Below are 24,687 nucleotides of genomic sequence, written 5' to 3'. Positions count from 1 at the left end.
GTGTCTTAGACCATGGTTTCTTTATTTTGGCGGTTGGTAATAAGATCATCAACTACTTGTGGTTCAGCAAGGGTTGAAGTATCTCCTAAATCATCAAAATTATTTTCAGCAATTTTGCGTAAAATGCGTCTCATAATTTTTCCTGATCGTGTTTTGGGAAGTTGAGGGGCAAATTGAATTTTATCCAATATGGCAATGGAGCCTATTTCTTTTCTGACATGTTTAATCAGGTCTTTGTGCAATTCTTCACTTGGCGCTGTTCCTTCCATTAAGGTGACAAAACTGTAGATTCCTTGCCCTTTAATGGGATGAGGGTAACCAACGATAGCAGCTTCTGAAACGGCAGGATGAGAAACAAGTGCTGATTCAATTTCTGCTGTACCTAGCCTGTGTCCAGAAACATTGAGAATGTCATCTACCCGTCCTGTAATCCAATAATAGCCATCACTATCACGTCTACAGCCATCGCCTGTAAAATATTTTCCTTTATAGGTGGAAAAATAGGTTTGGATAAAGCGCTCGTGATCATTATAGAGCGTGCGCATTTGTCCTGGCCATGAGTCAATAATACATAGATTGCCTTCTGCTTCTCCTTCTAGAATATTTCCTTGTTCATCTGTAATTTGCAGTTGAACCCCAAAGAAAGGACGTGTCGCCGAGCCTGCTTTAAGGGGTGTGGCTCCGGGGAGGGGGGTGATCATATGCCCTCCTGTTTCTGTTTGCCACCATGTATCAAGAATGGGGCAGTGATTGTTACCAACCGTATGATAAAACCACTCCCATGCTTCTGGATTAATGGGTTCGCCCACGGTACCTAACAAGCGTAGGGATGTTCTTTTCGAGCGTTCAACAAATGAATTGCCTGCCCCCATTAAGGCCCGAATAGCTGTTGGTGCAGTGTAGAATATATTGACTTTGTGTTTATCAACAATTTCCCAAAATCTGCCTTTGTCAGGAAAGGTTGGAGTGCCTTCAAACATTAAAGTAGTGGCGCCGTTGCATAAAGGTCCATAAATCAAATAAGAATGCCCCGTAATCCAGCCAATATCAGCGGTACACCAGTAAATTTCATCAGCATGATAATCAAAAACATATTGATGGGTTATCGCGGCATAAACAAGATAGCCCGCTGTCGTATGCAAAACACCTTTGGGTTTGCCTGTCGAGCCTGAGGTGTAAAGAATAAAAAGCGGATCTTCAGCATTCATCTTTTCTACTGGACAGTCTGTTTTTGCATAAGCAATTTCTTCATGGTACCAAAAATCCCGTTCCTCTACCCAATCGATTGGTCCACAGGTGCGCCGTATGACCATGACTTGATCCACATGTACATTCTGGCGGGCTGCAATCTCAATAGCATGATCAACATTGTCTTTTAAGTTAATTCGTTTGCCGCCACGCAAACCGTGATCAGCGGTAATGATGAAAGTCGATTCACAGTCAACAATGCGTCCTGCTATTGCTTCAGGAGAAAAGCCTGCGAAAATTACCGAATGAATGGCACCAATGCGGGCACAAGCAAGCATGGCATAGGCTGCTTCGGGAATCATGGTTAAGTAAATGGTGACTCTGTCCCCTTTTTTGATGCCGTGGTTTTTTAAAATATTGGAAAAACGGCAAACATGTTCATAAAGTTCGTTATAAGTGATTTTTTTATCATGATAAGGATTATCCCCTTCCCAGATTAGGGCTATTTTTTCACCATGGTTTTTTAGGTGGCGATCAATGCAATTATAGGCAACATTTGTTATTCCATCCTCGTACCATTGAATTGATACATCATCATGAAAGGAAGTATTTTTTACTTTTGTAAAAGGTTTAAACCATTCAATGCATTGCCCCTGTTTTGCCCAGAAGCTTTCTGGATCATTGATGCTTTCTTGATACCACTGATGATAAGTTTTCTCATTGATGAGAGCATTTTTTTTTATATCCTCTGGTATTGGATAGATTTTTTCAGACATAAGTTCCCTCTTTTCATTTATTGTAAGGGAAAAATTAGCCATGATCTTTTTAGGCAAAACTTCCCCGTAAGCTTTTCATTTTGAGATTAGATTAAATGACAAAGATTGGAATAGTCAATTTTAAAATCTGATGTCATTATGTTGAAGAGAGTATTTTGTGCTGCTTTGTGTATTTATATTATAAAATTTTTTTAAGTTCCTGAAAAATTAGATTTTTTAAATAGCTTTCGTTGTTCTTATGATTGCTATTATGTTGGGAGTATGACTCTTAGTGTTTTCTTGTGCATTTGAAGTGCTTATGATGCCAAGAAGCTATACGAAAATTGAAGTGTCGTTGAAATTTTTTAATGCCTATCGGAGAAGTTAAAAGAATTCGTGAATTTCCATAAAAATCGTCGCGATAATCATATTGAATATGTTTTTGGTGATGAGGTGGTTAGGGGGGATATTTTGCAAGGTAAAATCAAAGTATGAAAATATGAGAAAAAAATTGCAGGGCTGTTTTGAAGTTATTGTACATGTTGGTGAAGAGTTTTGGAAGCTTAGCTTTTTTTCTCATGTTTGTTGTTTTTGGCTTTTGGTAGATTTTTTAATGGGAATGAATTTATATTAAAGGGGGAATGAATTGGCATGAGAAGAAATTGCTTTACACAGGACGTTTTCCAAATAAAGCAGAGCCAATGCGAAGAACATTCGAACCAAATTGTAGAGCTGTTTTAAAATCATTGGACATGCCCATGGAAAGCTTTGGGAGATCGGCTTGTTTTGCTAGTTTGGCTAGCAAGGCAAAATAGGGTCCGGGATTCTCTTGTATGGGGGGAATGGCCATTAAACCAATTATGTCAAGTCCATAGTGATTTTTACACTGGGCAACAAAAGGGACCACTTCTTGCGGTGAAATGCCAGTTTTTTGCGATTCTAAACCAATATTGACTTGAACGTAGCAAGGGAGATGTTTTTGTTGTTTTTGCATTTCTTCGGCTAAGCTTTTTGCTATTTTTTCACGATCAACTGTTTGAATGACATCAAAAATTTTGATGGCCTGTGCTGTTTTGTTCGATTGTAAAGGACCAATAAGATGAAGTTCAATATTTTCAAACTGTTGACGCAAATCAGGCCATTTTTTCGCGGCTTCTTGCACGCGGTTTTCTGCAAAGACAGTTTGACCTGCTTGTAAAAGAGGGCGTATATTCTCTATGGAAACGGTTTTTGAAACAGCAATCAGTTGTACCTTTTCTGGAGGGCGGTGGTATTCTTTACATGTTTCAATAATGTCTTTTTGTAGATTTTGCCATGCGTTAATGGAAGGATCGGGGGAAAGATCGGATGGGTTGGTGTGTGTGTTCATATTTTCGTACTTTGTCTCTTTAATTTAGTGATTGCGTTGTTATTTGTAAAATACTTCATGAAATATTTATGGAAAATATTGACGATGAGGTTAATCCATGGTCAAGCATAATAAAACATTTTTTAGTTCAATTTTGTAAAAGAGTATCATAGAAATGACGATTGAACGTTATAATATAGGTGAACGCTATAATCCACATGCCCGTGAACAAAAATGGCAAAAGATTTGGGATGAAAAAAAGATTTTTCAGACTGCCCAAGAAGATGGACGTGAAAAATATTATGTTTTGGAAATGTTTCCTTATCCCTCAGGGCGTATTCATATGGGGCATGTGCGTAATTATGCTATGGGAGATGTTGTTGCACGCTATAAACGTGCAAAGGGCTTTAATGTGCTCCATCCTATGGGGTGGGATGCTTTTGGTATGCCGGCTGAAAATGCTGCTATGCAAAATAAGGTGCATCCCAAAACTTGGACTTATCAAAATATTGCTGTGATGCGTGGGCAATTAAAGCAATTAGGGCTCTCACTAGATTGGACACGGGAATTTGCGACTTGTGATGTGGATTATTATCATCGCCAGCAAATGCTGTTTCTTGATTTTTATCAAAAGGGGTTGGTGGCGCGCAAAGTGGCTAAGGTGAATTGGGACCCCGTTGACCACACGGTTTTGGCAAATGAACAGGTTGTTGATGGACGGGGTTGGCGTTCTGGTGCGTTGGTTGAACAGCGGGAATTGACCCAGTGGTTTTTCAAAATTAGTGACTTTGGTGAAGATTTACTGGCAGGGCTTGAAGAACTTGAACAGTGGCCCGAAAAAGTCCGCATTATGCAAAAAAATTGGATCGGTAAATCGCAGGGACTCTTGATTCGTTGGGCTTTGAAATCCATAGAAGGAGCCGATGAGGTTTGTGAAGAATTTCGTGAGGTTGTCTGTTATTCAACACGACCTGATACGCTGTTTGGCGCTTCCTTTTTGGCGCTGTCTGTTGATCATCCCATTGCCCAGGCTCTTGCAAAGAAAGATAAGGAGCTGGAGGTTTTTGTCGAGAGTTGTCGGAGTGGTGGAACAACAACTGAGGCACTTGAAACCGCTGAAAAGCAAGGATTTCGTACATCGCTTTTGGCTGTTCATCCCTTTGATGTGGCGGTGCATATTCCTGTTTATATTGCTAATTTTGTGTTGATGGACTATGGAACGGGGGCTGTTTTTGGCTGTCCTGCCCATGATCAGAGAGATTTGGATTTTGCACGTAAATATGATCTTCCCGTGCGACCGGTGGTTTTGCCAAAGGGGGTTGAGAGGGAAGATTTTGTGATTGCTGAAACAGCTTATGTTGGTGATGGCGTGATGATCAATTCCAGCTTTTTGGATGGCTTGACACCGCAACAAGCTTTTGAAGCAGCAGCTAAAAGGCTTGAGGAGCAAATATTTGGGGGGCAGCCACAGGGAAAAAAGACTGTGCAATTTCGCTTGCGTGATTGGGGGATTTCGCGTCAACGTTATTGGGGGTGCCCTATCCCAATTATCCATTGTACATCTTGTGGGGTGGTTCCTGTTCCGCGTGCTGATTTGCCTGTTGTGTTGCCCGATGATGTCACTTTTGATCAGCCTGGAAATCCTCTTGCGCGTCATGAAACATGGCAAACTGTTGCTTGTCCTGTTTGTGGAAAGACTGCCAAACGCGAAACCGATACTATGGATACTTTTGTGGACTCTTCTTGGTATTATGCCCGTTTTACTGCTCCTTTTGCACAGGAACCTGTTGATTGCCAAGCGACAGAGGAATGGTTGCCCGTGCAACAATATATAGGCGGAATTGAGCATGCCATTCTTCATCTTCTTTATGCGCGCTTTTTTATGCGTGCCATGAAATTGTTGGGTTATGTGAAGATCGACGAGCCTTTTAAGGGGCTGTTTACCCAGGGTATGGTGGTGCATGAAACTTATCGGGATGATCAGGGGTGGGTTTCTCCAGCAGAAATTACTATTGTTGAAAAGGATGGAAAGCGGCAGGCTTATAAATTAACCGATCAAAGCGAGGTGACGATTGGTTTGATTGAAAAAATGTCCAAATCAAAAAAGAATGTCGTGGATCCTGATGATATTATTGCCTCCTATGGAGCCGATACTGTGCGCTGGTTTGTTTTGTCCGATTCTCCTCCTGAGCGAGATGTTATTTGGACCGAATCGGGTGTTGAAGGAGCGCATCGTTTTGTGCAACGTGTTTGGCGCCATGTGGCTTTGAGTGCTCCACTGTTAAGAGAAGTGGCACCCCGTGCTGGGCACCAGGGGGCGGCTTTGGAACTCTCAAAAGTGACGCATCGAACACTCTATGCCGTGGAAGATGATTTGGAAAAATTTGCTTTTAATCGGGCAATTGCACGCCTTTATGAATTTTTGAATATTATGGCACCTTTGTTAAATAAGGTAGCAGATGTTGAGGATGAAATGAAGGCAGCTTTGCGCCAAGCAGTGGATTTTTTCCTTGCTATGATTGCACCTATCATGCCGCATTTGGCAGAGGAGTGTCATGCTGTTTTGGGAGGAAAAAATTTGATTTGTGAGCTTGCCTGGCCTGTTTATGATACCGCATTAATTGTTGAAGATTCCTATATTTTGCCGGTACAGATTAATGGTAAAAAGCGCGGTGAGGTTACTGTGGCAGCAACGGCAACTGTAGCGATGATTGAAGAAACTGTTCTAGCTCTTGATTTTGTAAAGGCGCATTTGGGCGAGAAATCGGTAAAAAAAATAATTATTGTTCCAAAAAGGATTGTGAATGTCGTTGTTTAAAAATTTTGTTCTTGTGGGCTTAGCTGGTTTGTCCACGCTTTTGTGTGGATGTATAGTTGAACCGCTTTATCATCACGCATCTGGGATTTCGACAACAATAGGTTCTGTAGATTCTGTTTTTGATGATTCGTCTTCAAAACAAAAATCTTTGAATCTTTCCGAAAAACTAGCTTCCATTGTTGTTGCAGAGCCTTCAGATCGTTTTGGGCAAATGGTGCGTAATCATCTGTTATTTCTTCTGTACGGAAATGGCAGTAAAGTAGCTTCTCCAGCTTATCAATTAACATTGCAAACATCTCTGTTTACAAGGAGCTCTGTACAGATCGAGGTTGATCTCGATAGGAAAAAGGAGGGGCGACCTTCTGTTGGAACTGTGGTGGGAAAAGCTTCCTATATCTTGCAGGATATGAAAAATATGCCTGTTGCTGACGGTATGGGAACTGTGAGCGCGTCTTTTGAACGGTTGCGCCAAGAGTATGCAACAATGCAAGCAGAAGAAGATGCGCGGAAGCGTGTGGCTGAGGAATTAGCCGAACAGATTCTCATGTTGCTTTCAAGAGATTTGACAAAACATTAAATAGTTTTTTGATCAATCGTTTTGGTCAAGGTTTGTATCCTTTAATCGGTGAGGCAGCTCATCAGCGTTTCTAAGATTGCTGATGGGATAAGTTTGAGAGACAGTATGGGGAAATGTTTGCGACGGAGCTCTAAGAGCATGAGGACCATGAGCGCGTCTTTATGTATGGTTGTTATTCAAGAATATATTATGGAAAAGACGCGCGAGAGCATGTGGTTAGAGAACTTATCGGTACAGATTTTTGTGTTGTTTTGAGTTCTTGCAAAATATTAAACGATATTTTGTCCGGTTTTTTTCCAATCTTCGAGGAAGATTTGTAACCCTTTATCGGTTAGAGGATGGCTCACCAGTGCTTTTAAGATTGCCGGTGGAATGGTTGCAACATCTGCACCACTTAATGCTGCTTCTTTGACATGATTAACGGTACGAATGGAAGCTGCCAAAATTCGCGTTGCAAAGTTGTAGTTGTCATAAATTGTGCGGATTTCATGCAACAGTGCAATGCCATCACTTCCACAATCGTCGATTCTGCCAACAAATGGTGAAACAAATGTTGCGCCTGCTTTGGCAGCTAATACAGCTTGATTGGCAGAAAAACAGAGGGTGAGATTGGTTTTTAATCCTTTTGCTGTCAGGGCTTTACAGGCTTTTAATCCATCAAATGTTAAGGGAAGCTTGATACAGATATTGTCGGCAATTTTTGCTAAAACAGCTGCTTCTTTCATCATATCTTCAAATTTTGTTGCTGCAACTTCGGCAGAAACAGGTCCATTAACAAGGCTACAAATTTCTTTTGTCACTTCAAGAATATTGCGTCCTGATTTTAAGATGAGTGAGGGGTTGGTGGTCACACCATCAACGAGATTTAAATTTTGTAATTCTCGGATTTCTTCAATATTGGCGCTGTCCACAAAAAATTTCATCTCTCATCTCCTTGGTTGTGCTTTTTATTCAAAGTCTCTCATGTTGTAACTTGTTTTTGTTATGCGCTATTGTTTATGGCAAAAGCAAGAGGGCGTGTGGCAATCTTACAGAATAGGCAATAGCATAAATCGGCAAGGGGAAAAAATTCGCTGTTGGATAAGAAAAATAGGCGCAGGGAGAATAAATATGGGAAATGGCTGCTAGCGCTTAGTGTTTTTTATGCAATGCTTAATAATTATAGAGTTCCATTTTTTATAGAGGATGAAGTTGCTTGTTTGATATGTTTATCAATAATGGGGGCGTGTGAAAAGGTTTGGGAAATTAGAATGAAATAAATTGGATCAATCATTTTCTACATCCAAAAGGTTGTCTATGAAAATATTACTGCGAAAATATTACTGCGAAAATATTAAAGATGAAAATACTGGTTTTATAAAAGGGCTGATATAAAGTTGCTGTGGAAAATAATAGAATATGTAACAGAGGGGAAAATTACTTCTATTGGGGTGTTTTTTTCTGTATGGGCTTATCGTTTTTGATCTTTATCCGCTATGGAGGAGGTATAACTCTTTGCGGGAGCTGTAGCTTTTTTATGATTTTGTGGTGGGTGGTACAGCGGTTAAGGGGTGATTGGTAGGGCTAGAATGATAAGATCAGCAAGAGATCCTTTATAAAAAAATCTGCGATAGAGAAGTTCATATAAAATTTGAGATAAAAGATGAAGCCAAGTGTGATGGAAGATGTAAGGGAGAGAAAAATTGTTGCAGTATTGGTGCCTCTTCCTGTTGCGCATGCTTATAGTTATGAGGTTCCTTTGTCTATGGTGTGTGAGGTTGGCTCTTTTGTTCGTGTTCCAGTGATGGGGCGGCAAGTTTGTGGCATTGTCGTTGATATGGGAGAGCAAACGATAAAAGATAGGCAAATAGTGGGTAAAAAATTACGCCCTTTGCTTCATGTTTTTGATTGTCCGCCATTAAAGGCAGAGATGATCGCATTCTTGCGGTTTGTTAGCCGCTATACGATGACTCCTGTTGGTCTTGTTGCACGATTGGTTTTAGGAGTCCCGGCAGCTTTAGAGCCAGAAGCACAATTACAGGGCTTGCGCTATTGTGGGGGGGATGTGGAACGTTTAACACCAGCACGTATAAAGGTTTTAGAGTTGGCACGCGATGGTGAGGTTTGGACACGTTCTGGGCTTGCACATGCTGCAGGAACTTCTATTTCCGTTGTTGAAGGTTTAAAAGCACTGGGGATTTTTGAAGAGGTTATGGTACCTGCTCCTGCTCTTGTGGGGCTGCCTAATCCGAATTTTTGTCCCCCTCAATTAGAGGGGGCACAGAGTGAAGCAGCGCATCTGTTGCGGGAGGGTGTTTTGTCTTCTCAGTTTCAGGTTTTTTTGCTGGATGGTGTGACAGGGTCAGGAAAAACAGAAGTTTATTTTGAAGCAGTTGCTCAAGCGCTTACAGGTGGTAAGCAGGTTTTGATTTTATTGCCGGAAATTGCTTTAACACAACAATTTTTAGATCGCTTTCATGCACGTTTTGGTGCAGCGGCGGCGGAATGGCATTCTGATTTGGCACCGCGTCGTCGGGAACGCGTATGGCGCCAGGTGGCAGAAGGGCGTGTGCGGGTGGTGGCAGGAGCGCGTTCAGCACTTTTTTTACCCTTTCATGACCTTGGATTGATTGTGGTTGATGAAGAACATGATACTGCTTATAAACAAGAAGAACGTGTCTTTTATCATGCGCGTGATATGGCTGTTGCACGGGGGTCTTTTGAGCATTTTCCTGTTATTTTATCTTCAGCAACACCTTCGATTGAGAGTCAGGTAAATGTTTTGTGGGGACGTTATCAAAAGGTGCATTTACCATCGCGTTTTCAAGAGGCTGCACTGCCACAGTTGCGGGTTATTGATATGCGTAAAGGGGGGGTAGAAAAGGGGCGTTTTATTTCCTCTGTTCTTGAGAATGCTTTAAAACAAACGCTTGAGAAAGGCGAACAGGCGTTGCTTTTTCTTAATCGTCGTGGTTATGCACCTTTAACCTTGTGCCGTGTTTGCGGCCATCGCTTTCATTGTAGTGATTGTTCGAGTTGGTTGGTTGAACATCGCGCGCAAGGACAGCTTAAATGCCATCATTGTGGATATCATCAATCGCTTCCAGAAGCTTGTCCTGAATGTGGGACATTAGACCATCTTGTGGCTTGTGGACCTGGTGTGGAAAGAATTGCCGAAGAAATAGGCGTGCTTTTTCCACAGGCGCGGTTATTGATTCTTTCAACGGATCTGAAAGGCGGTATTGGTCAGTTGCGAAGCGAATTGCAAGCAATTGCCAATGGTGAGGTTGATATTATTATTGGAACACAGTTGGTTGCTAAAGGGCATCATTTTCCAGGACTTTCTCTCGTGGGGGTACTCGATGCTGATCTTGGTCTTGCCAATGGCGATCTACGTGCTGCTGAGCGCACTTTTCAGCTTTTGTCTCAGGTGACTGGGAGAGCAGGGCGTATGGGATTGGAAAGCTTAGGATTATTGCAAACTTATCAACCCGATCATCCAGTGATACAAGCTTTGCTTTCACGCCAGCGTGAGAATTTTTACACGCATGAGATTGCTATGCGTCAGCATTATCATCTTCCTCCTTATGGGCGGTTCGCCTCTTTGATAGTGTCTTCAGAAAAACGTCAAGCGGCAGAACATTATGCACGGGTGTTGCGCCAAGTTGCACCAGGAGTAAAAAATATCTCGGTCATGGGGCCAGCGGAAGCTCCATTGGCTCTCATTCGAGGGCGTTATCGTTTTCGACTTTTATTACAAGGGCTGCGTTCTTTTGATATACAAGGCTTTATTCGCACGATGCTTGCAAATGCTCCCAAAATGCCTTCTTCAGTTCGGGTTCAGATTGATATTGATCCACAAAGTTTTCTTTAGCAACGCGGTATAAAATGAAGAGGGATGCTTAATGGGTGCATTTTAAGAGGAAATATACTTGGCGAGATGTTCTTAAAAGAGGGAAAATCAACTTTCTCCCTATTTTAAGGCAAATATCTGTTATTATTTTTTGCTTATAAGCTTGAAATAATACATTTTTTCGGTAGTGGTAGAAAAAAAATCTCAAAAACGAATTTAATATTTCAGCAAGGGAGAGCTTTTGCAGTTTGTTTATGTGCCTTTATGGAGCGAAGAAAAAAAGCTTGAAAAATCTATCAGAGAATGTCAAAAGAAAATGTAGAAAAACTGATGGTTCTCTGAAAAATCCTTGTTTAAAAATATTTTGAATATTTTATTTAAAATTTTCAAAAAGCGTAGGTTTGTGGTGTTGCGAGTCGATGATGTCTATGCTAGAAACCCAAAAGTTTTTCGTTCTGGGTTTTAAGAAAGAGATTCTTAAAATTCGGGATATCTTTTGTATTTCATCTGATAACTATCAGAGAGTCGCTCAAGGGAAAGAGGCGGTATTTCGTGTCGGATTCATTTTCTCTTATACCGCTGCCATTGGTAGATCAGCGCTATGCGCAAGCGCTTTTTGACCTCGTTCAAGAGGCAGGAAACGTTGAAGGGGTTGAAAAGGCAGTGGCATCTTTTTTGCTTGTCTTGGATCAAAATGAAGATTTAAAACGCTTTGTGCAGAGCCCATTTTTTTCAATAAAAGAGCAGGTTAAGGTGATGCATTCTGTTTGTGAGCACATCAAATTTGCTGATGAGGGCGCTGGTCAGATTGTTGGCAATTTTTTGCGTGTTATTGCACTAAACAGTCGGCTTTGTGCCTTGACTGGTATTTTACATGCTTTCCAACGTCGTGTTGCTCTCTCTCGTGGAGAAGTTTCTGCACAGATTGTTTCTGCGCGCCCATTGAATCCTCAACAGGAAAAAGAGTTGCGCGTGGCTTTGGAAGGTGTTGTTGGGGGAAAAATTTTACTACATATCCTTGTTGATCCAACAATTCTTGGTGGATTGATCGTTCGTGTGGGGGCGTATCAGATTGATACGTCTCTTTTAACAAAATTATCTTCGCTTAAGCTTGCATTGAAAAAAGAGGTCAGCTGATGGATATTAGACCATCTGAAATTTCAAAAATTTTAAAAGAACAAATCAGAGACTTTGACCAAAAGGCTGAAGTTTCAGAAATTGGTTGGGTTCTCTCTGTTGGAGATGGTATCGCCCGCGTTTATGGTTTGGATAATGTCCAAGCTGGTGAAATGGTTGCCTTTTCAAATGGCGTGCGTGGTATGGCTCTTAATCTGGAAGTCGATAATGTTGGGGTTGTGATTTTTGGCTCTGATCGTGATATCCGTGAAGGTGATACCGTTAAACGGTTGGGTGCTATTGTTGATGTTCCTGTGGGACCCGCTTTGCTTGGGCGTGTTGTCGATGCACTGGGAAATCCTATAGATGGTAAGGGACCTCTTAAGGCGACAGAGCGCCGTCGTGTTGATGTTAAAGCTCCGGGAATTATTCCACGTCAATCTGTGCATGAACCAATGTCAACCGGATTGAAAGCTATTGATGCTCTCATTCCCATTGGGCGTGGACAGCGTGAGTTAGTGATCGGTGATCGGCAAACAGGGAAAACAGCGATTTTGCTCGACACATTTTTGAACCAGAAATCTTTCCACGAAAAAGATTCTGGGCGCGAGCAGGATAAGGTTTATTGTATTTATGTAGCTATTGGTCAAAAACGTTCAACGGTAGCACAGTTTGTGAAAATTCTAGAAGAACGCGGAGCCCTCGAATATTCCATTATCGTTGCGGCAACTGCTTCTGATCCTGCTCCCTTGCAATTTATTGCGCCTCTTGCTGGATGTGCTATGGGTGAATATTTCCGCGACAATGGGCAGCATGCTTTGATCGGTTATGATGATCTGTCGAAACAGGCTGTTGCGTATCGTCAAATGTCTCTTTTGCTTCGTCGTCCTCCTGGACGTGAAGCTTATCCTGGTGATGTTTTCTATCTTCATTCGCGTCTTTTGGAGCGTGCTGCTAAGCTGAATGCTGAAAATGGGTCTGGATCTTTGACAGCCTTGCCTGTCATTGAAACACAGGCAAATGACGTTTCTGCTTATATTCCTACAAATGTGATTTCTATTACCGATGGGCAGATTTTCTTGGAAACCAATTTGTTTTATCAGGGGATTCGTCCTGCTGTGAATGTTGGTCTTTCTGTGTCGCGTGTTGGTTCTGCTGCGCAGATTAAAGCAATGAAGCAAGTGGCTGGTTCGATCAAAGGTGAATTGGCGCAATATCGAGAAATGGCTGCTTTTGCCCAATTTGGTTCTGATTTGGATGCTTCAACCCAGCGTCTTTTAAATCGTGGGGCACGTTTGACAGAGCTTTTAAAGCAGCCACAATTTTCTCCTCTGAAAACAGAAGAGCAGGTTGCTGTCATTTTTGCTGGAGTGAATGGTTATCTTGATTCTTTGGCTATTGCTGATGTCGCGCGCTTTGAACAGGGACTTTTGACACTTTTACGCAGTGATTATCAAGATCTCTTAAAGGCGATTGCTGAGCAAAAACAACTAACCGATGAACTCAAGGATAAATTGCTTACAGTTCTTAAGTCTTATGCGAAGAATTTTTCGTAATGGAAGTGATGGAATGCTTAAATGGCGTCGTTGAAGGATCTTAGAGACCGTATCGCCTCGGTTAAGGCAACACAGAAGATTACCAAAGCCATGCAAATGGTTGCGGCAGCAAGATTGCACCGTGCACAAGAAGCTGCGCATTCTGCGCGCCCTTATGCACAGCGGATGGCTGCTATTTTAACAAGTGTTGCAGCTGATGTTGATGGGATTGATGCTCCGCCTCTTATGCGGGGTACGGGACGAGATGATGTGCATCTTTTGGTGGTTTGTACTGCTGAGCGTGGGCTTTGTGGTGCTTTTAATGTGCAGATTGCACGTCGTGCTCGTGAACAGATTAAAACACTGCTTGCTGCTGGTAAAATTGTTAAGATTTTGACAGTGGGCAAAAAAGGTGCTGATATTTTATCACGTGATTACAAGGAATTGATGATTGATCACATCGATTTGCATGCTGTAAAGCGCATTGGATTTCCTGAAGCTGCTATGATTAGTCAACGAATCATTGATTTATTCAATGAAGGAGCATTTGATGTTTGTACGCTGTTTTATTCTGAATTTGTTTCCGTGATTAATCAACGCCCAATGACTTTTTGTTTAATTCCAACGCTTTCTCCAAAAGAAGCGGTGGAGGAAAGTGATGTTTTCGGGAAAGCAGATAAAAGTGAAGCTTCACAGCCTATTATTTATGAATATGAACCCGATGCTGTCTCTCTTTTGGATGAACTTGTTCCGCGTAATCTTTCTGTGCAAGTCTTTCGCGCTTTGTTAGAAAATATCGCTGGTGAAATGGGTGCGAAGATGACGGCTATGGACAATGCATCGCGCAATGCAGGTGAAATGATTAATAAATTGACGGTGGCTTATAATCGTCAGCGTCAGGCGCAGATCACAACAGAATTGATCGAAATTATTGCGGGCGCTGAAGCGCTGTAAATTGAAAAGGTAAAGATTGATGGTAAAAGCAGTGACGTCAAGTAAGGAAGCAGCAAAAGTTGGAAAAAAGAAGCCTGCTGCTCGTTCAGGCGTGAAAAAAGCCGCCTCGAAATCTCAAGCAAGTGTAAAGGGTTCTTCTACGCCTGTGCATAGCTCTTCTCAAAATACCCCTGCAAAAGAAAATGGGTATGCAAAAGGTGCTGTTGGTGAGATCAAACAGGTTATTGGTGCTGTTGTTGATGTGCAATTTGAAGGTGTGTTACCGAATATTCTTAATGCATTGGAAACCGATAACTTAGGCAATCGATTGGTTTTGGAAGTTGCCCAGCATTTGGGTGAAAATACCGTGCGTACCATTGCTATGGATACCACCGATGGGCTTGTTCGTGGTCAGAAGGTTTTTGATACAGGAACACAGATTAGTGTGCCTGTTGGTGAAGCAACACTTGGACGTATTATGAATGTGATTGGAGAACCGGTTGATAATGTGGGGCCAATTGCAACAACCAAAACGCGCTCTATTCACCAAGATGCTCCGGAATATGTCGAACAATCAACCGTATCAGAAATTCTTGTCACTGGTATTAAAGTCGTTGATTTGTTAGCGCCTTATTCTAAAGGTGGTAAAATTGGTTTGTTTGGGGGAGCTGGTGTTGGTAAAACCGTGCTTATTATGGAGCTTATCAACAATATTGCAAAAGCACACGGTGGCTATTCTGTGTTTGCTGGTGTTGGAGAACGCACACGTGAGGGAAATGATCTTTATTATGAAATGATCGAAAGTCGTGTGAATGTGAATCCAAAAGAGAATAATGGTTCAACAGAAGGGTCAAAATGTGCGCTGGTTTATGGACAAATGAATGAACCACCAGGAGCCCGTGCCCGCGTAGCGCTTTCAGGCTTGACTATTGCAGAAAGTTTCCGCGATGAGGGGCAAGATGTCCTCTTTTTCGTGGATAATATTTTTCGTTTTACCCAAGCTGGAGCCGAAGTTTCTGCTCTTTTGGGGCGTATTCCTTCTGCTGTGGGGTATCAGCCAACTTTGGCAACCGATATGGGAGCTTTGCAAGAGCGTATTACCAGTACAAAAACTGGTTCTATTACCTCAGTTCAGGCGATTTATGTTCCGGCCGATGACTTGACTGACCCTGCTCCTGCGACATCTTTTGCCCATTTGGATGCAACAACGGTTCTTTCTCGTTCAATTGCAGAAAAGGGAATTTATCCAGCCGTTGATCCACTTGATTCTTTCTCACGTATGCTTGATCCATTGGTTGTGGGTGAGGAGCATTATACTGTTGCTTGTCAAGTGCAAACCATTTTGCAACGTTATAGAGCACTGCAAGATATTATTGCTATTCTTGGAATGGATGAACTTTCTGAAGATGATAAATTGTTGGTGGGGCGGGCGCGTAAAATTGAACGTTTCCTTTCGCAACCCTTCCATGTGGCTGAAGCTTTTACTGGTTCACCAGGTAAACTCGTACCTTTAGAAGAAACAATTAAGGGCTTTAAAGGTCTTTGTGCTGGTGATTACGATGATTTGCCGGAAGCAGCTTTTTATATGGTTGGTTCGATTGATGAAGCCATTGAAAAAGGAAAGCGTCTCATTGCAGAGGCTTCTTCATAAGAAGATATCCGTCAATGAATGCTTGTTGTCAATAAACACAGCAAGAGGTCTTATGTGGCCTCGTGGAGATTTTTGTGGAACACAATAGAGAAGAGCATTTTTTGTTTGAATTGGTGTCGCCTGAAAAAATTGTCTTTTCAGAACAGGTGAGATCTGTTGTTCTTCCTTCAGCGTCAGGCGCGTTGACAGTGATGGCACATCATGCACCGCTGGTGGCGAGCATTGTATTGGGCAGTGTTCGTATTCATACTTCTGCAGGGGAAAGGCTCTTTGCTGTTTGCGGGGGTGTTGCGAATATTACCTCCTTGGGGTGCTCTCTTTTGGTGGAGCATGTTGTTGCTGTGGAACAGCTTTCTTTTGATGCGTTGGAGCAGAAAATTTTGCAAGTACAAGCAAGCTTGGCAGGGGGAACAGGTGATGAAACAAATCATAAGATCGAGGAGTTTTTTCATCAATTAATGGCTGCAGATCTTAGGGTAGCAGAGGCGTAAAGGGTTATACAGGAATAAAGCGACATGAGCGGAAAAAAGAGTACGGTTATGTCTGCTAAAAGAGGAGGAAAACCTTTTCCTCATCCAGGTCGCGTTTTTGCGGGACCTTTGCCAAAGTGTTTTGTGTATATTTTTGCCTCGTTTATTTTGCAGTGGGCTTATGGTTTAGGGGCAAATGTTGTTCAGTCTAACATCGTTCATCTTACTGGCGGTTTTCATGCAACTTTAACCGAAACGACATGGTTGGTTGCTGCCTATATGGCGCCTAATGTGAGCGTTGCTATCATGTTGATCAAAATTCGCTACCAGTTTGGGCTTCGCGCTTTTGCTGAATTATCAATTCTTGGATTTGTTTTTGTTTGTATTTTGCAGCTCTTTGTTACGGATTTGCGTTCCGCATTGATTATTCGCTTTTTTGCTGGGATTGCTGCGGCACCCATGGCTTCACTCGCGCTTCTTTATATGATGGAAGCTTTTGCACCAGCAAAAAAGTTTACTGTTGCTTTGAGTTTGAATTATATGAATGCTGCCCTAGCAGCGCCTCTATCACGGTTGATCTCGCCTGGTTTATTGGAAAGTGGTGGATTTTCAAGTCTTTCAGCATTGGAAATGGGGTTGGTTCTTATCAGTTTGGGATGTATCTATGCCCTTCCGCTAACCCCTGTGGTACGCAATAAGGTTATTCAGAAATTAGACTGGGTAAGTTATGGTTTAATTGCACTGGGACTTGGACTCAATGCGGTGATTATGTCTGTTGGTATATTATATTGGTGGTATGAAGCGCCATGGATTGGTTGGGGGTTGGCCTTTGCCGTTTTTTCTTTGACTATCGCTATTATTATTGAACTTAATAGAGAAAAGCCCTTGATTGATTTACGTTGGCTTTTCAGTAAAGAAATGGTGCAATCTGTTCTCATTTTATTGATTTTTCATGTTTTTTTACTGGAGCGGTCAACTTTAGCAGTAGGTTTTTTTAATCTTTTTGGTTTGCTAAATCGTGAGATGGCACCCATGTATCTTGCGATCATATTGGGGACCCTTTTAGGGGGAGCAGTTTGTGTGTTTTTTTACGTGTTGGGCGTGAAGATTATTTTTATCTTGTCTCTTTGGGCTGTTTGGCGATTGGGACATATTTGGACAGCCATGTGAACTATTTAACACAGCCTCAAGATATGATGCTTAGTCAAGGTTTGGTGAGTTTTAGTTATGCACTTTTTTTACCGCCTGCTCTTTGCAGAGGGTTTGTGATATCTGGCGAGAGAGGACCACGTTATGTTTTAAGTTTTATTGCTGTCTTTTTGTTGACACAAGTGACAGGGGGATTAATGGGAGCGGCTTTTTTTGGCAGTTTACAGTTTTTTTTCGCCCATAAAAACTTTGAATCTTTAACGCAAAATATTGTTGTTACCGATCCGCTTATTTCAGGGGAGGTCAATACTTTATTTTCTTCCCATTATGGTGCTTCTGTTTCTCAGTTTTTGGCGGATGAGCAAGGTACATCTGGGCTGATTGAAAAGTTTAAGTTAACGGCAAATATTTTTGCTTATGATGATGTTTTTCGACTGTATTTTTATATTGCCATGCTTGCTTTTGCTGTTTTTCTTGTCAAAATATCTATAAAGTTATGTTCTTTTTATACATTCACAAAGCAATTTCATGTTCGTGAAAAGGGGTGCAAAAAGTGATAAAAGCATTACGATCGAGAGCAACGCTTATTGCATTCCTTGCAGGTATTACTGGTATTTTGCTGATTTTATGGGCGTGGAGGTTGCCTCCTTTTGTTAGTACCATTCAAATAACCGATAATGCTTCCATTAAAGGCAATGTGACTTTGGTTAGTTCACAAATTTCAGGTGTGGTTTCACGAATTTATGTGCAAGATTATCAACGCGTTGAAAAGGGAATGCTCTTGTTTGAACTCGATGATGCCTTGTTTCGCCAACAGTTGGCACGAGCACAGGCTGTTCTTGATTCAAAAAATGCAAAACTTGCAAGTGTTGTGTTGCAAGCTCAGATTTTACAGGGAGAAGTTAATGCTGCAGAAGCAGAATTAGCGCGCTCAAAAGCATTTTCCAATGTTCTTCCTGAAAACAAAAAGCTGAGTTTTACTGATACTTCCAGTTCTGTTTTTCGCCCTCTCCCACAATTGTTGGCGGCGCTTGAAACAAAACGCCAATTGCAAAAGCAGTTGGATCTTGAACGACAAAGTTTACAGTCAGAGGTGGCGAGCGCAAAGGTTAGTGTTGAATTGGCTAAACTTAATCTGGATCATACCAAGATTTTATCTCCTAAAACAGGGTATGTTGGGCTGGTTGGTGCGCGGGTAGGGCAATATGTTTTGCCTGGTACGCAATTGGTCTCTGTCATTTCTGATGATATTTGGATTATTGCCAATTACAAGGAAACACAGCTTTTTCAAATGCGTGTTGGGCAACCGGTTATTTTTTCTGTTGATGCATTGAACAATAAGAAATTAAAAGGGCGTGTGGTTCGATTCGCGCCTGCAACAGGTTCAGAATTTTCTTTGTTAAAAACAGATACAACAATGGGCAATTTTATTAAAATTGCCCAACGTATTTCAGTGCGTATTGCAATAGATCCTGGACAGGAAGGGGTTGAAAAGCTCATTCCTGGTATGTCTGTTGTTACATATGTAGATACTTCACAGCGTGCCGACTCTGGAGGGTAGAATTTTGGGTTTTTTGAGTTTGCTCTTTATACCTTTTTCTTATAGCAAGTGGATATTCACTTTAGAGGATTTTGTTTGGTTTATCATGATACATCTCTTTAAGCTGGTAGCTGCACTATTGTAAAATATTATCTTTTAGGGTGCTGATATAAGCTTTTTCATCTGCTCGAAAAAAGCGATCTGTCATCAGATTGGTGGTGTGGGAGATCCCTCATCCGTTAGGGTGCGATGTGATTTTATCGAGATGATTATGGTGATTTATCACGTTTTTTAACGTTATGGTTTTTAAAATAGAGGAAAATGCCCGATATAAAACAGGCATTAAAAGGGGCGGGGATACGTTAAAAAAACTGGTTTTCTGGTTAGTTTTTGCGTACCAGCAAAAAACCAGCTAAAGCTAATCCAGCAGCTAAGGCGAAGGTTGTTTTAGGGTGTTCTTTTACTTTTTTCTTCAATTCTGTGGCGTGCTCATTGAGGTGGTAAAGCGCGTGACGGCCTTTTTGTTTCCATGTGTTAAGCATATCAGAGATATTTTCAAAGCTGTCATTATGAGAGGAGCCCCATTGGCTGACAGGGATAAGTTCACTTTTTAATTTTGCAATGCGTTTCTTAATTTTAGCATTTTTGGCGTGGGTTGAAAATAGATACATTTGTTGACTCCTTCATGTATGATATTGTTTTATAAGAATTGGAATTGTGTGTGGGGCTTTGCTATAACGGTTTGGAAATTGAAAGGTTGCATTAATGGCGCTCTTTGTCGCTGATGTAAAAAGACAAATGCTTTGATTGAATGAAACGGTGTCTTTTACATTATATTGCCATAAGCATTATTTGTCATGCTGTAAAAAATTATCTTTTAAGGGGGAAGGTGTGATAAGCATACAGACTTGTCCTTTGTCTCATTTCAGTTTTCTTTTGAATAAACCCGGTGTAAAAGTGTAAAATTAAACGGGATATTTAGGATAAGGCTTATCCAATGATTCCATGAAGTGAATAGACAGCTCAAATAAATCACAGAAGTGATGAATAAGATGAGAGCATCTTGAGAAAGCCTCATCCGTAAAGAGATTGGCAATTTGAAGGAATTTTCATCCTTAAGGGGACAGAGATGAGTCAATGAAATGATAGTCGATAAGTGCTAGATTTTGAAAATTTGAGGACTTGATGAACACAGCGTATTTTTTATCTAAACCTCTTGAACGTCGCTGGTCTGTTGGAGTTGCAGTTGGTGATGTGATGGTTGGTGGTCATCATCCGATTGTTGTGCAGTCAATGACCAATACTGATACTGCTGATATTGATGCAACCGTTGCACAAGTTGCAGCTCTTTGGCAAGCTGGTTCCCGATTGGTGCGCATCACTGTTGATCGTGATGAAGCTGCTGCTGCTGTGCCTAAAATACGTGAGCGATTGGAGCGATTAGGCTTTTTTATACCATTGGTGGGGGATTTTCATTATATTGGACATAAGCTTTTATCAGAACATCCTGCTTGTGCACAGGCGCTGGCAAAATATCGAATTAATCCTGGTAATGTCGGTTTTGGTGCAAAAAAGGATCGCCAGTTTGCAGAAATTATCGAAATCGCTTGTCGGTATGGTAAAGCTATTCGCATTGGTGTGAATTGGGGATCTCTTGATAATGTGTTGTTGACACGGCTTATGGATGAAAATGCAAAGCAGGAAAATCCTTTATCTGTTGCTGAAGTTATGCGGGAAACGGTTGTTCAGTCGGCTTTGCTTTCAGCTGCTTTTGCGGAAGAGCTTGGGTTGGAGCGTGATAAAATTATTCTTTCTGCTAAGGTGAGTGATGTGCAAGATCTTATTGCTGTTTATAGCAGTTTGGCAGGGCGTTGTGATTATGCGCTCCATTTGGGATTGACCGAAGCAGGAATGGGAACAAAGGGTGTTGTTGCTTCTGCTGTGGCTTTGGGAATTTTGTTACAACAAGGAATTGGCGATACCATTCGTATTTCCTTAACGCCTGAACCTGGTGGAGATCGGACACGAGAAGTAAAGGTGGGGCAAGAGCTTTTGCAAGTGATGGGGTTTCAGCAATTTTTGCCTGTTGTTGCTGCTTGCCCTGGATGTGGTCGCACAACCTCGACAGTGTTTCAGCAATTGGCGCAAAAAATTGAAGCGGATTTGCACAAAAATATGCCTGTCTGGCGTGAAAAATATCCTGGTGTTGAAAGTTTAAAGGTTGCTGTGATGGGTTGTATCGTTAATGGACCGGGAGAATCAAAACATGCTGATATTGGCATTTCATTACCCGGGGTGGGTGAGAGTCCAGCAGCACCTGTTTTTATCGAAGGAAAAAAGGTAAAAATTTTGCGCGGTGATCACATTGCTGAAGAGTTTGAAACAATTTTGAATGATTATATTCATACACGCTTTGGGCAAACTGGAAAAAATTAGTTCTATAAACTGAAATAAAAAAAGCTTTATATATTCTATTGCTGGTGGGTTTTCATTTTTGCCTGTTATCACTCTTATGTTTTGTTTATGATATGTGTGAGGGTTTATGGAGGCGTTAATTTTTACGTGTTGCACTAAAATGGGCAGCGTGTAGGAGTGGTTTTGCTTTGGCACCAAAAGGGAGTAGAAGTGTTTCTGCTTTAGCAATGAATTCATCTCGTTTTTTTTGTGTTTCTTCAATGCCATAAAGACGAACAAAAGTGGCTTTTTGCGCGGATTCATCTTTACCAGCGGTTTTGCCAAGAACTTCGCTGCTGGTGGTGAAATCAAGAAGATCATCCGTTAATTGAAAGGCTAAACCAAGATAAGTTCCAAAAGTAGCAAGTTTTTCTGTTAATTCTTTCGAAGCATTGGCGATGAGTGCTCCTGCTTGGCAAGCAAAGCTTATAAGAGCAGCTGTTTTCATGCGTTGTAGTGTGATAATATCTTTGCTTTTTTGCAATTTTTTTTCTGCTTCAATGTCAAGCATCTGACCGCCTATCATACCACCAAGTCCTGATGCTTGTGCAAGTGCTGTGATTAGCTTTATTTTTGTGTCAAAAGAAAGTGTACAGGCTTTATGGGCAATGGTTTCAAAGGCAAATGTCAAAAGGGCATTGCCTGCCAGAATTGCTGTTGCTTCATCGAATGCTTTGTGGAGGGTGGGCTTGCCACGGCGAAGTATGTCGTTATCCATGGCGGGGAGATCATCATGAATAAGGGAATAACAGTGAACACACTCTAAAGCACAGGCAACATCGAGAACGTTTTCTGCAGGGATATCAAAAAGGGCACTGCTTTGAAGTACAAGAAAAGGACGTAGGCGTTTTCCGCCATTCAATACACCATAACGCATGGCTTTAATCAACATCTCAGGGCGGGAAATTTCACCATTTTGTGGTTGACTACTAAGCAGTGTGTTAAGCCGATTTTCAACACTTTGGCCGTGTTTTGCAAGAAGGGTAGTAAATTCGTGCATTCTTGCTTCCTTTGGTTTGGCAAAATAAAATCTTGGCATTTACAAAAAAGGCTGTTGCTTTTTCTTGTTTTTTTAAATCAATTTGCTTCAAAATTTATGAAAAAATCAATTGCCCTTTTACTTCTTATGGCCACTTTATGCGAGAGTCTCTGCTAAAGCCAAACAAAAATTGTGTAAAAGACTCAATTAAAGGTTTTTAATCAATGTATAAAACTCTCAAGTTTGGGGGCATGCTATTGTCTCTTCTAATATCAATTTTGTAATTGTGATAAGAGTATTATCATTTTGACATTGCCTCTTTTGTTTAATCAGTGTATAAAGGTTTCAGATTTCATGGTGTTTTTAAAAAGCATTGTCATTTTTGACATTGCTTTTTCTGTTTTAATGGATTTGGAGTATCTCTTTATGGCTGTACCTAAACGAAAAACCTCTCCATCGAAGCGGGGTATGCGCCGTTCGGCTGATGCCCTTAAGGTGCCAACTTATATCGAGGATAAAAATTCTGGTGAATTGCGTCGCCCTCATCATATTGATTTAAAAACAGGGATGTATCGCGGGCGTGTTGTTTTAGCGCCTAAAGATTGAGTATTTTCTCTTTTTATGAAGTGATAAGGTCTCTTTTTAATATATGCATTTGGGCGTGAGCATGTACGCGATTCCTGTGTGATTTTTACTTATTTTTCTTCATGGAAATGTTGAAATGCAAAGTTTTCTTCTCGTGTGGTGAAGTGAGATTGTCTTGTTATCTTGAGAGATAAGTTGATCTCTTCTCTATGCTTTGTCTGTGCTGTATCGTTTGTTGAGAGAATGTCGTGAAATACTCTTCTTTCGTAGTTAGTAAGTAAGTCTTTTAGAAAACTCTTTTTGTAATAAAGAGGTTGAAGACATAAGATGATAAGATATCAATCTTTTCTTGGAAGCATAAAATTGCAATAATACTTAGACTGTACTTATTTCGATCACGTAACATTAAGGTGGAAATATTTGGTGAAATTTTTACCAAATATTTTTTTCACAAAAAGCCTGATAGCATAAAATAAAACCGACATGTTGCCGATTTTATTTTATGGAAAAGTATTTTATTATGCAGCACAAACAGCTTCGTCATTTGTGGTTGCTTCATCTCTTTTTGTTTTAAATTCACGCTTTGGTTTGTTTGAGAGATGCATCTCTATGAGATTGATAGCTTCCGTTTCAGAAAGACTATTAATAACAGCAATCTCACGGGCCATTCTTTCAAGTGCAGCAGTATAAAGTTGACGTTCAGAGTAAGATTGTTCAGGCTGTAGGTTAGAGCGAAAAAGATCGCGCACCACTTCTGCGATACAAATGAGATCTCCCGAATTGATTTTAGCATCATATTCTTGAGCACGACGTGACCACATGGTGCGTTTAACACGTGCTTTTCCGTGTAGGACTTTTAATGCGCGTTCAACAGAATCAACAGCAGATAATTTGCGCATTCCAACGGATATAGCTTTTGCAATGGGGACTTTAACATCCATTTTATCTTTTGCAAAATGAATAACGAAAAGTTTTAATTTATGTCCTGCAACTTCTTGATCTTCAATTGCTATAATTTGTCCTACTCCATGGGTTGGATAGACAATATATTCAGAAGTTGCAAAACCTTTAGCCTTGGAGGATGTTCCGTGTTGGGATGCCATATCTTAGTTTACTCCCTTTATGACCAACAAATATATCGGAAAACAGGCTATAAACCTGAGGGTTGAATATTCTTTCACCAAGTATATTACACTAATTGAATGAGCATAAAAGTTGAGTACTTTTAAATCCAACAAAAAATACTTTGCTTTTTTTAAAAAAAAGCAAAGAACAATACTTAGAAAGATGATCTTATTAAAGGAACATTAACATCAAAATTCAAAAGAATCAATCATTTCGCTTAAGAATTTTTATGGTTAGAAGAAAATGCTCTTAATTTTCGCAAATGTGTGGTGCGCTTTGTATCTTTATTCGTCGCCGCTTCCTGGATTTTCTGAAAAATACTTCTCTAATTTATTGGGAACGCCATCCATTTCTTTTGCTTGAGGTAGAGGGTCTTTTTTTGCGGTTAAATTGGGCCATTTTTGGGCATAACGAAGATTAAGTTCTAACCACTTTTCTAATCCTGGTTCTGTATCAGGGAGAATGGCTTCTGCTGGGCATTCTGGCACACAAACACCACAATCGATGCATTCATCGGGGTGAATGACAAGCATGTTTTCACCTTCATAAAAACAATCAACGGGGCAGACTTCAACGCAATCCGTATATTTGCAGTGAATGCAGTTGTCGGTTACTACGTGGGTCAAGATCGA

The 24,687-nt window shown here is 41.0% G+C and carries 18 protein-coding genes and 1 pseudogene; 12 read left to right on the top strand and 7 right to left on the bottom strand.

Annotated features, from left to right (window positions below):
* Positions 1 to 5 precede the first annotated feature (5 nt).
* Entirely contained in the window at positions 6 to 1,964 is a 1,959-nt protein-coding gene (acs, locus tag QWU_RS01950) for an acetate--CoA ligase (protein ID WP_006589860.1), read from the bottom strand.
* Positions 1,965 to 2,610: 646 nt separating this feature from the next.
* Positions 2,611 to 3,312: a YggS family pyridoxal phosphate-dependent enzyme gene (locus QWU_RS01935; RefSeq protein ID WP_006589859.1), complete on the bottom strand. Its 702-nt coding sequence runs from the start codon at positions 3,310 to 3,312 to the stop codon at positions 2,611 to 2,613.
* Between the two features lie 154 nt (positions 3,313 to 3,466).
* Between QWU_RS01935 and leuS the strand changes: the two genes are divergently transcribed.
* The gene (leuS, locus tag QWU_RS01930) at positions 3,467 to 6,109 is read left to right on the top strand and encodes a leucine--tRNA ligase (RefSeq protein WP_017196086.1); all 2,643 of its coding nucleotides are present in this window, start codon (positions 3,467 to 3,469) and stop codon (positions 6,107 to 6,109) included.
* The gene (lptE, locus tag QWU_RS01925) at positions 6,096 to 6,686 is read left to right on the top strand and encodes an LPS assembly lipoprotein LptE (protein WP_006589857.1); all 591 of its coding nucleotides are present in this window, start codon (positions 6,096 to 6,098) and stop codon (positions 6,684 to 6,686) included. Before leuS ends, lptE begins: the two co-directional genes overlap by 14 nt.
* Before the next feature lie 269 nt (positions 6,687 to 6,955).
* On the opposite strand, the gene fsa is transcribed toward lptE, so the two are convergent.
* Entirely contained in the window at positions 6,956 to 7,609 is a 654-nt protein-coding gene (gene fsa, locus QWU_RS01920) for a fructose-6-phosphate aldolase (protein WP_006589856.1), read from the bottom strand.
* A gap of 719 nt (positions 7,610 to 8,328) precedes the next feature.
* Here fsa and QWU_RS01910 point away from each other — a divergent pair.
* The 8 genes and pseudogenes from QWU_RS01910 (at position 8,329) to QWU_RS01875 (ending at position 18,933) form a co-directional block, all read left to right on the top strand.
* On the top strand, positions 8,329 to 10,539 hold the full coding sequence (locus QWU_RS01910; protein ID WP_017196084.1) for a primosomal protein N': 2,211 nt from the start codon (positions 8,329 to 8,331) through the stop codon (positions 10,537 to 10,539).
* A gap of 531 nt (positions 10,540 to 11,070) precedes the next feature.
* Positions 11,071 to 11,655, top strand: a complete 585-nt coding sequence (gene atpH / locus QWU_RS01905; RefSeq protein ID WP_006589854.1) for an ATP synthase F1 subunit delta — start codon at positions 11,071 to 11,073, stop codon at positions 11,653 to 11,655.
* Entirely contained in the window at positions 11,655 to 13,190 is a 1,536-nt protein-coding gene (gene atpA, locus QWU_RS01900; RefSeq protein ID WP_006589853.1) for a F0F1 ATP synthase subunit alpha, read from the top strand. Before atpH ends, atpA begins: the two co-directional genes overlap by 1 nt.
* 21 nt (positions 13,191 to 13,211) lie before the next feature.
* On the top strand, positions 13,212 to 14,123 hold the full coding sequence (locus QWU_RS01895; RefSeq protein ID WP_017196083.1) for a F0F1 ATP synthase subunit gamma: 912 nt from the start codon (positions 13,212 to 13,214) through the stop codon (positions 14,121 to 14,123).
* Between the two features lie 19 nt (positions 14,124 to 14,142).
* Positions 14,143 to 15,753: a F0F1 ATP synthase subunit beta gene (gene atpD, locus QWU_RS01890; protein WP_006589851.1), complete on the top strand. Its 1,611-nt coding sequence runs from the start codon at positions 14,143 to 14,145 to the stop codon at positions 15,751 to 15,753.
* A gap of 74 nt (positions 15,754 to 15,827) precedes the next feature.
* A complete protein-coding gene (gene atpC / locus QWU_RS01885) occupies positions 15,828 to 16,244 on the top strand; it encodes an ATP synthase F1 subunit epsilon (RefSeq protein WP_006589850.1) in 417 nt (138 codons plus the stop codon).
* A gap of 24 nt (positions 16,245 to 16,268) precedes the next feature.
* Positions 16,269 to 17,929, top strand: a pseudogene (locus QWU_RS08895) (MFS transporter).
* Positions 17,926 to 18,933: an HlyD family secretion protein gene (locus QWU_RS01875; RefSeq protein WP_006589848.1), complete on the top strand. Its 1,008-nt coding sequence runs from the start codon at positions 17,926 to 17,928 to the stop codon at positions 18,931 to 18,933. The pseudogene QWU_RS08895 and the gene QWU_RS01875 overlap by 4 nt, the downstream one beginning before the upstream one ends.
* Positions 18,934 to 19,295: 362 nt before the next feature.
* On the opposite strand, the gene QWU_RS01870 is transcribed toward QWU_RS01875, so the two are convergent.
* Positions 19,296 to 19,583 (bottom strand): hypothetical protein, encoded by a 288-nt coding sequence (locus tag QWU_RS01870; protein WP_006589847.1) that lies wholly within the window; start codon positions 19,581 to 19,583, stop codon positions 19,296 to 19,298.
* Positions 19,584 to 20,097: 514 nt separating this feature from the next.
* On the opposite strand from QWU_RS01870, the gene ispG reads away from it, so the two are divergent.
* Positions 20,098 to 21,348 carry a flavodoxin-dependent (E)-4-hydroxy-3-methylbut-2-enyl-diphosphate synthase gene (ispG, locus tag QWU_RS01865; protein WP_006589846.1) on the top strand — a complete coding sequence of 417 codons (1,251 nt, stop codon included), beginning with the start codon at positions 20,098 to 20,100 and terminating at the stop codon, positions 21,346 to 21,348.
* Positions 21,349 to 21,463: 115 nt separating this feature from the next.
* On the opposite strand, the gene QWU_RS01860 is transcribed toward ispG, so the two are convergent.
* Entirely contained in the window at positions 21,464 to 22,366 is a 903-nt protein-coding gene (locus QWU_RS01860; RefSeq protein ID WP_006589845.1) for a polyprenyl synthetase family protein, read from the bottom strand.
* Between the two features lie 405 nt (positions 22,367 to 22,771).
* On the opposite strand from QWU_RS01860, the gene rpmF reads away from it, so the two are divergent.
* Positions 22,772 to 22,951: a 50S ribosomal protein L32 gene (rpmF, locus tag QWU_RS01850; protein WP_026017266.1), complete on the top strand. Its 180-nt coding sequence runs from the start codon at positions 22,772 to 22,774 to the stop codon at positions 22,949 to 22,951.
* A 497-nt stretch (positions 22,952 to 23,448) separates the two neighbouring features.
* On the opposite strand, the gene QWU_RS01845 is transcribed toward rpmF, so the two are convergent.
* Entirely contained in the window at positions 23,449 to 24,033 is a 585-nt protein-coding gene (locus QWU_RS01845; RefSeq protein ID WP_006589843.1) for a CarD family transcriptional regulator, read from the bottom strand.
* 306 nt (positions 24,034 to 24,339) lie between these two features.
* The gene (fdxA, locus tag QWU_RS01840; protein WP_026017265.1) at positions 24,340 to 24,681 is read right to left on the bottom strand and encodes a ferredoxin FdxA; all 342 of its coding nucleotides are present in this window, start codon (positions 24,679 to 24,681) and stop codon (positions 24,340 to 24,342) included.
* Positions 24,682 to 24,687 lie beyond the last annotated feature (6 nt).

This window comes from Bartonella birtlesii IBS 325, assembly GCF_000273375.1.
Classification (GTDB): domain Bacteria; phylum Pseudomonadota; class Alphaproteobacteria; order Rhizobiales; family Rhizobiaceae; genus Bartonella; species Bartonella birtlesii.
This window is presented reverse-complemented; position numbering and strand designations above follow the sequence as displayed.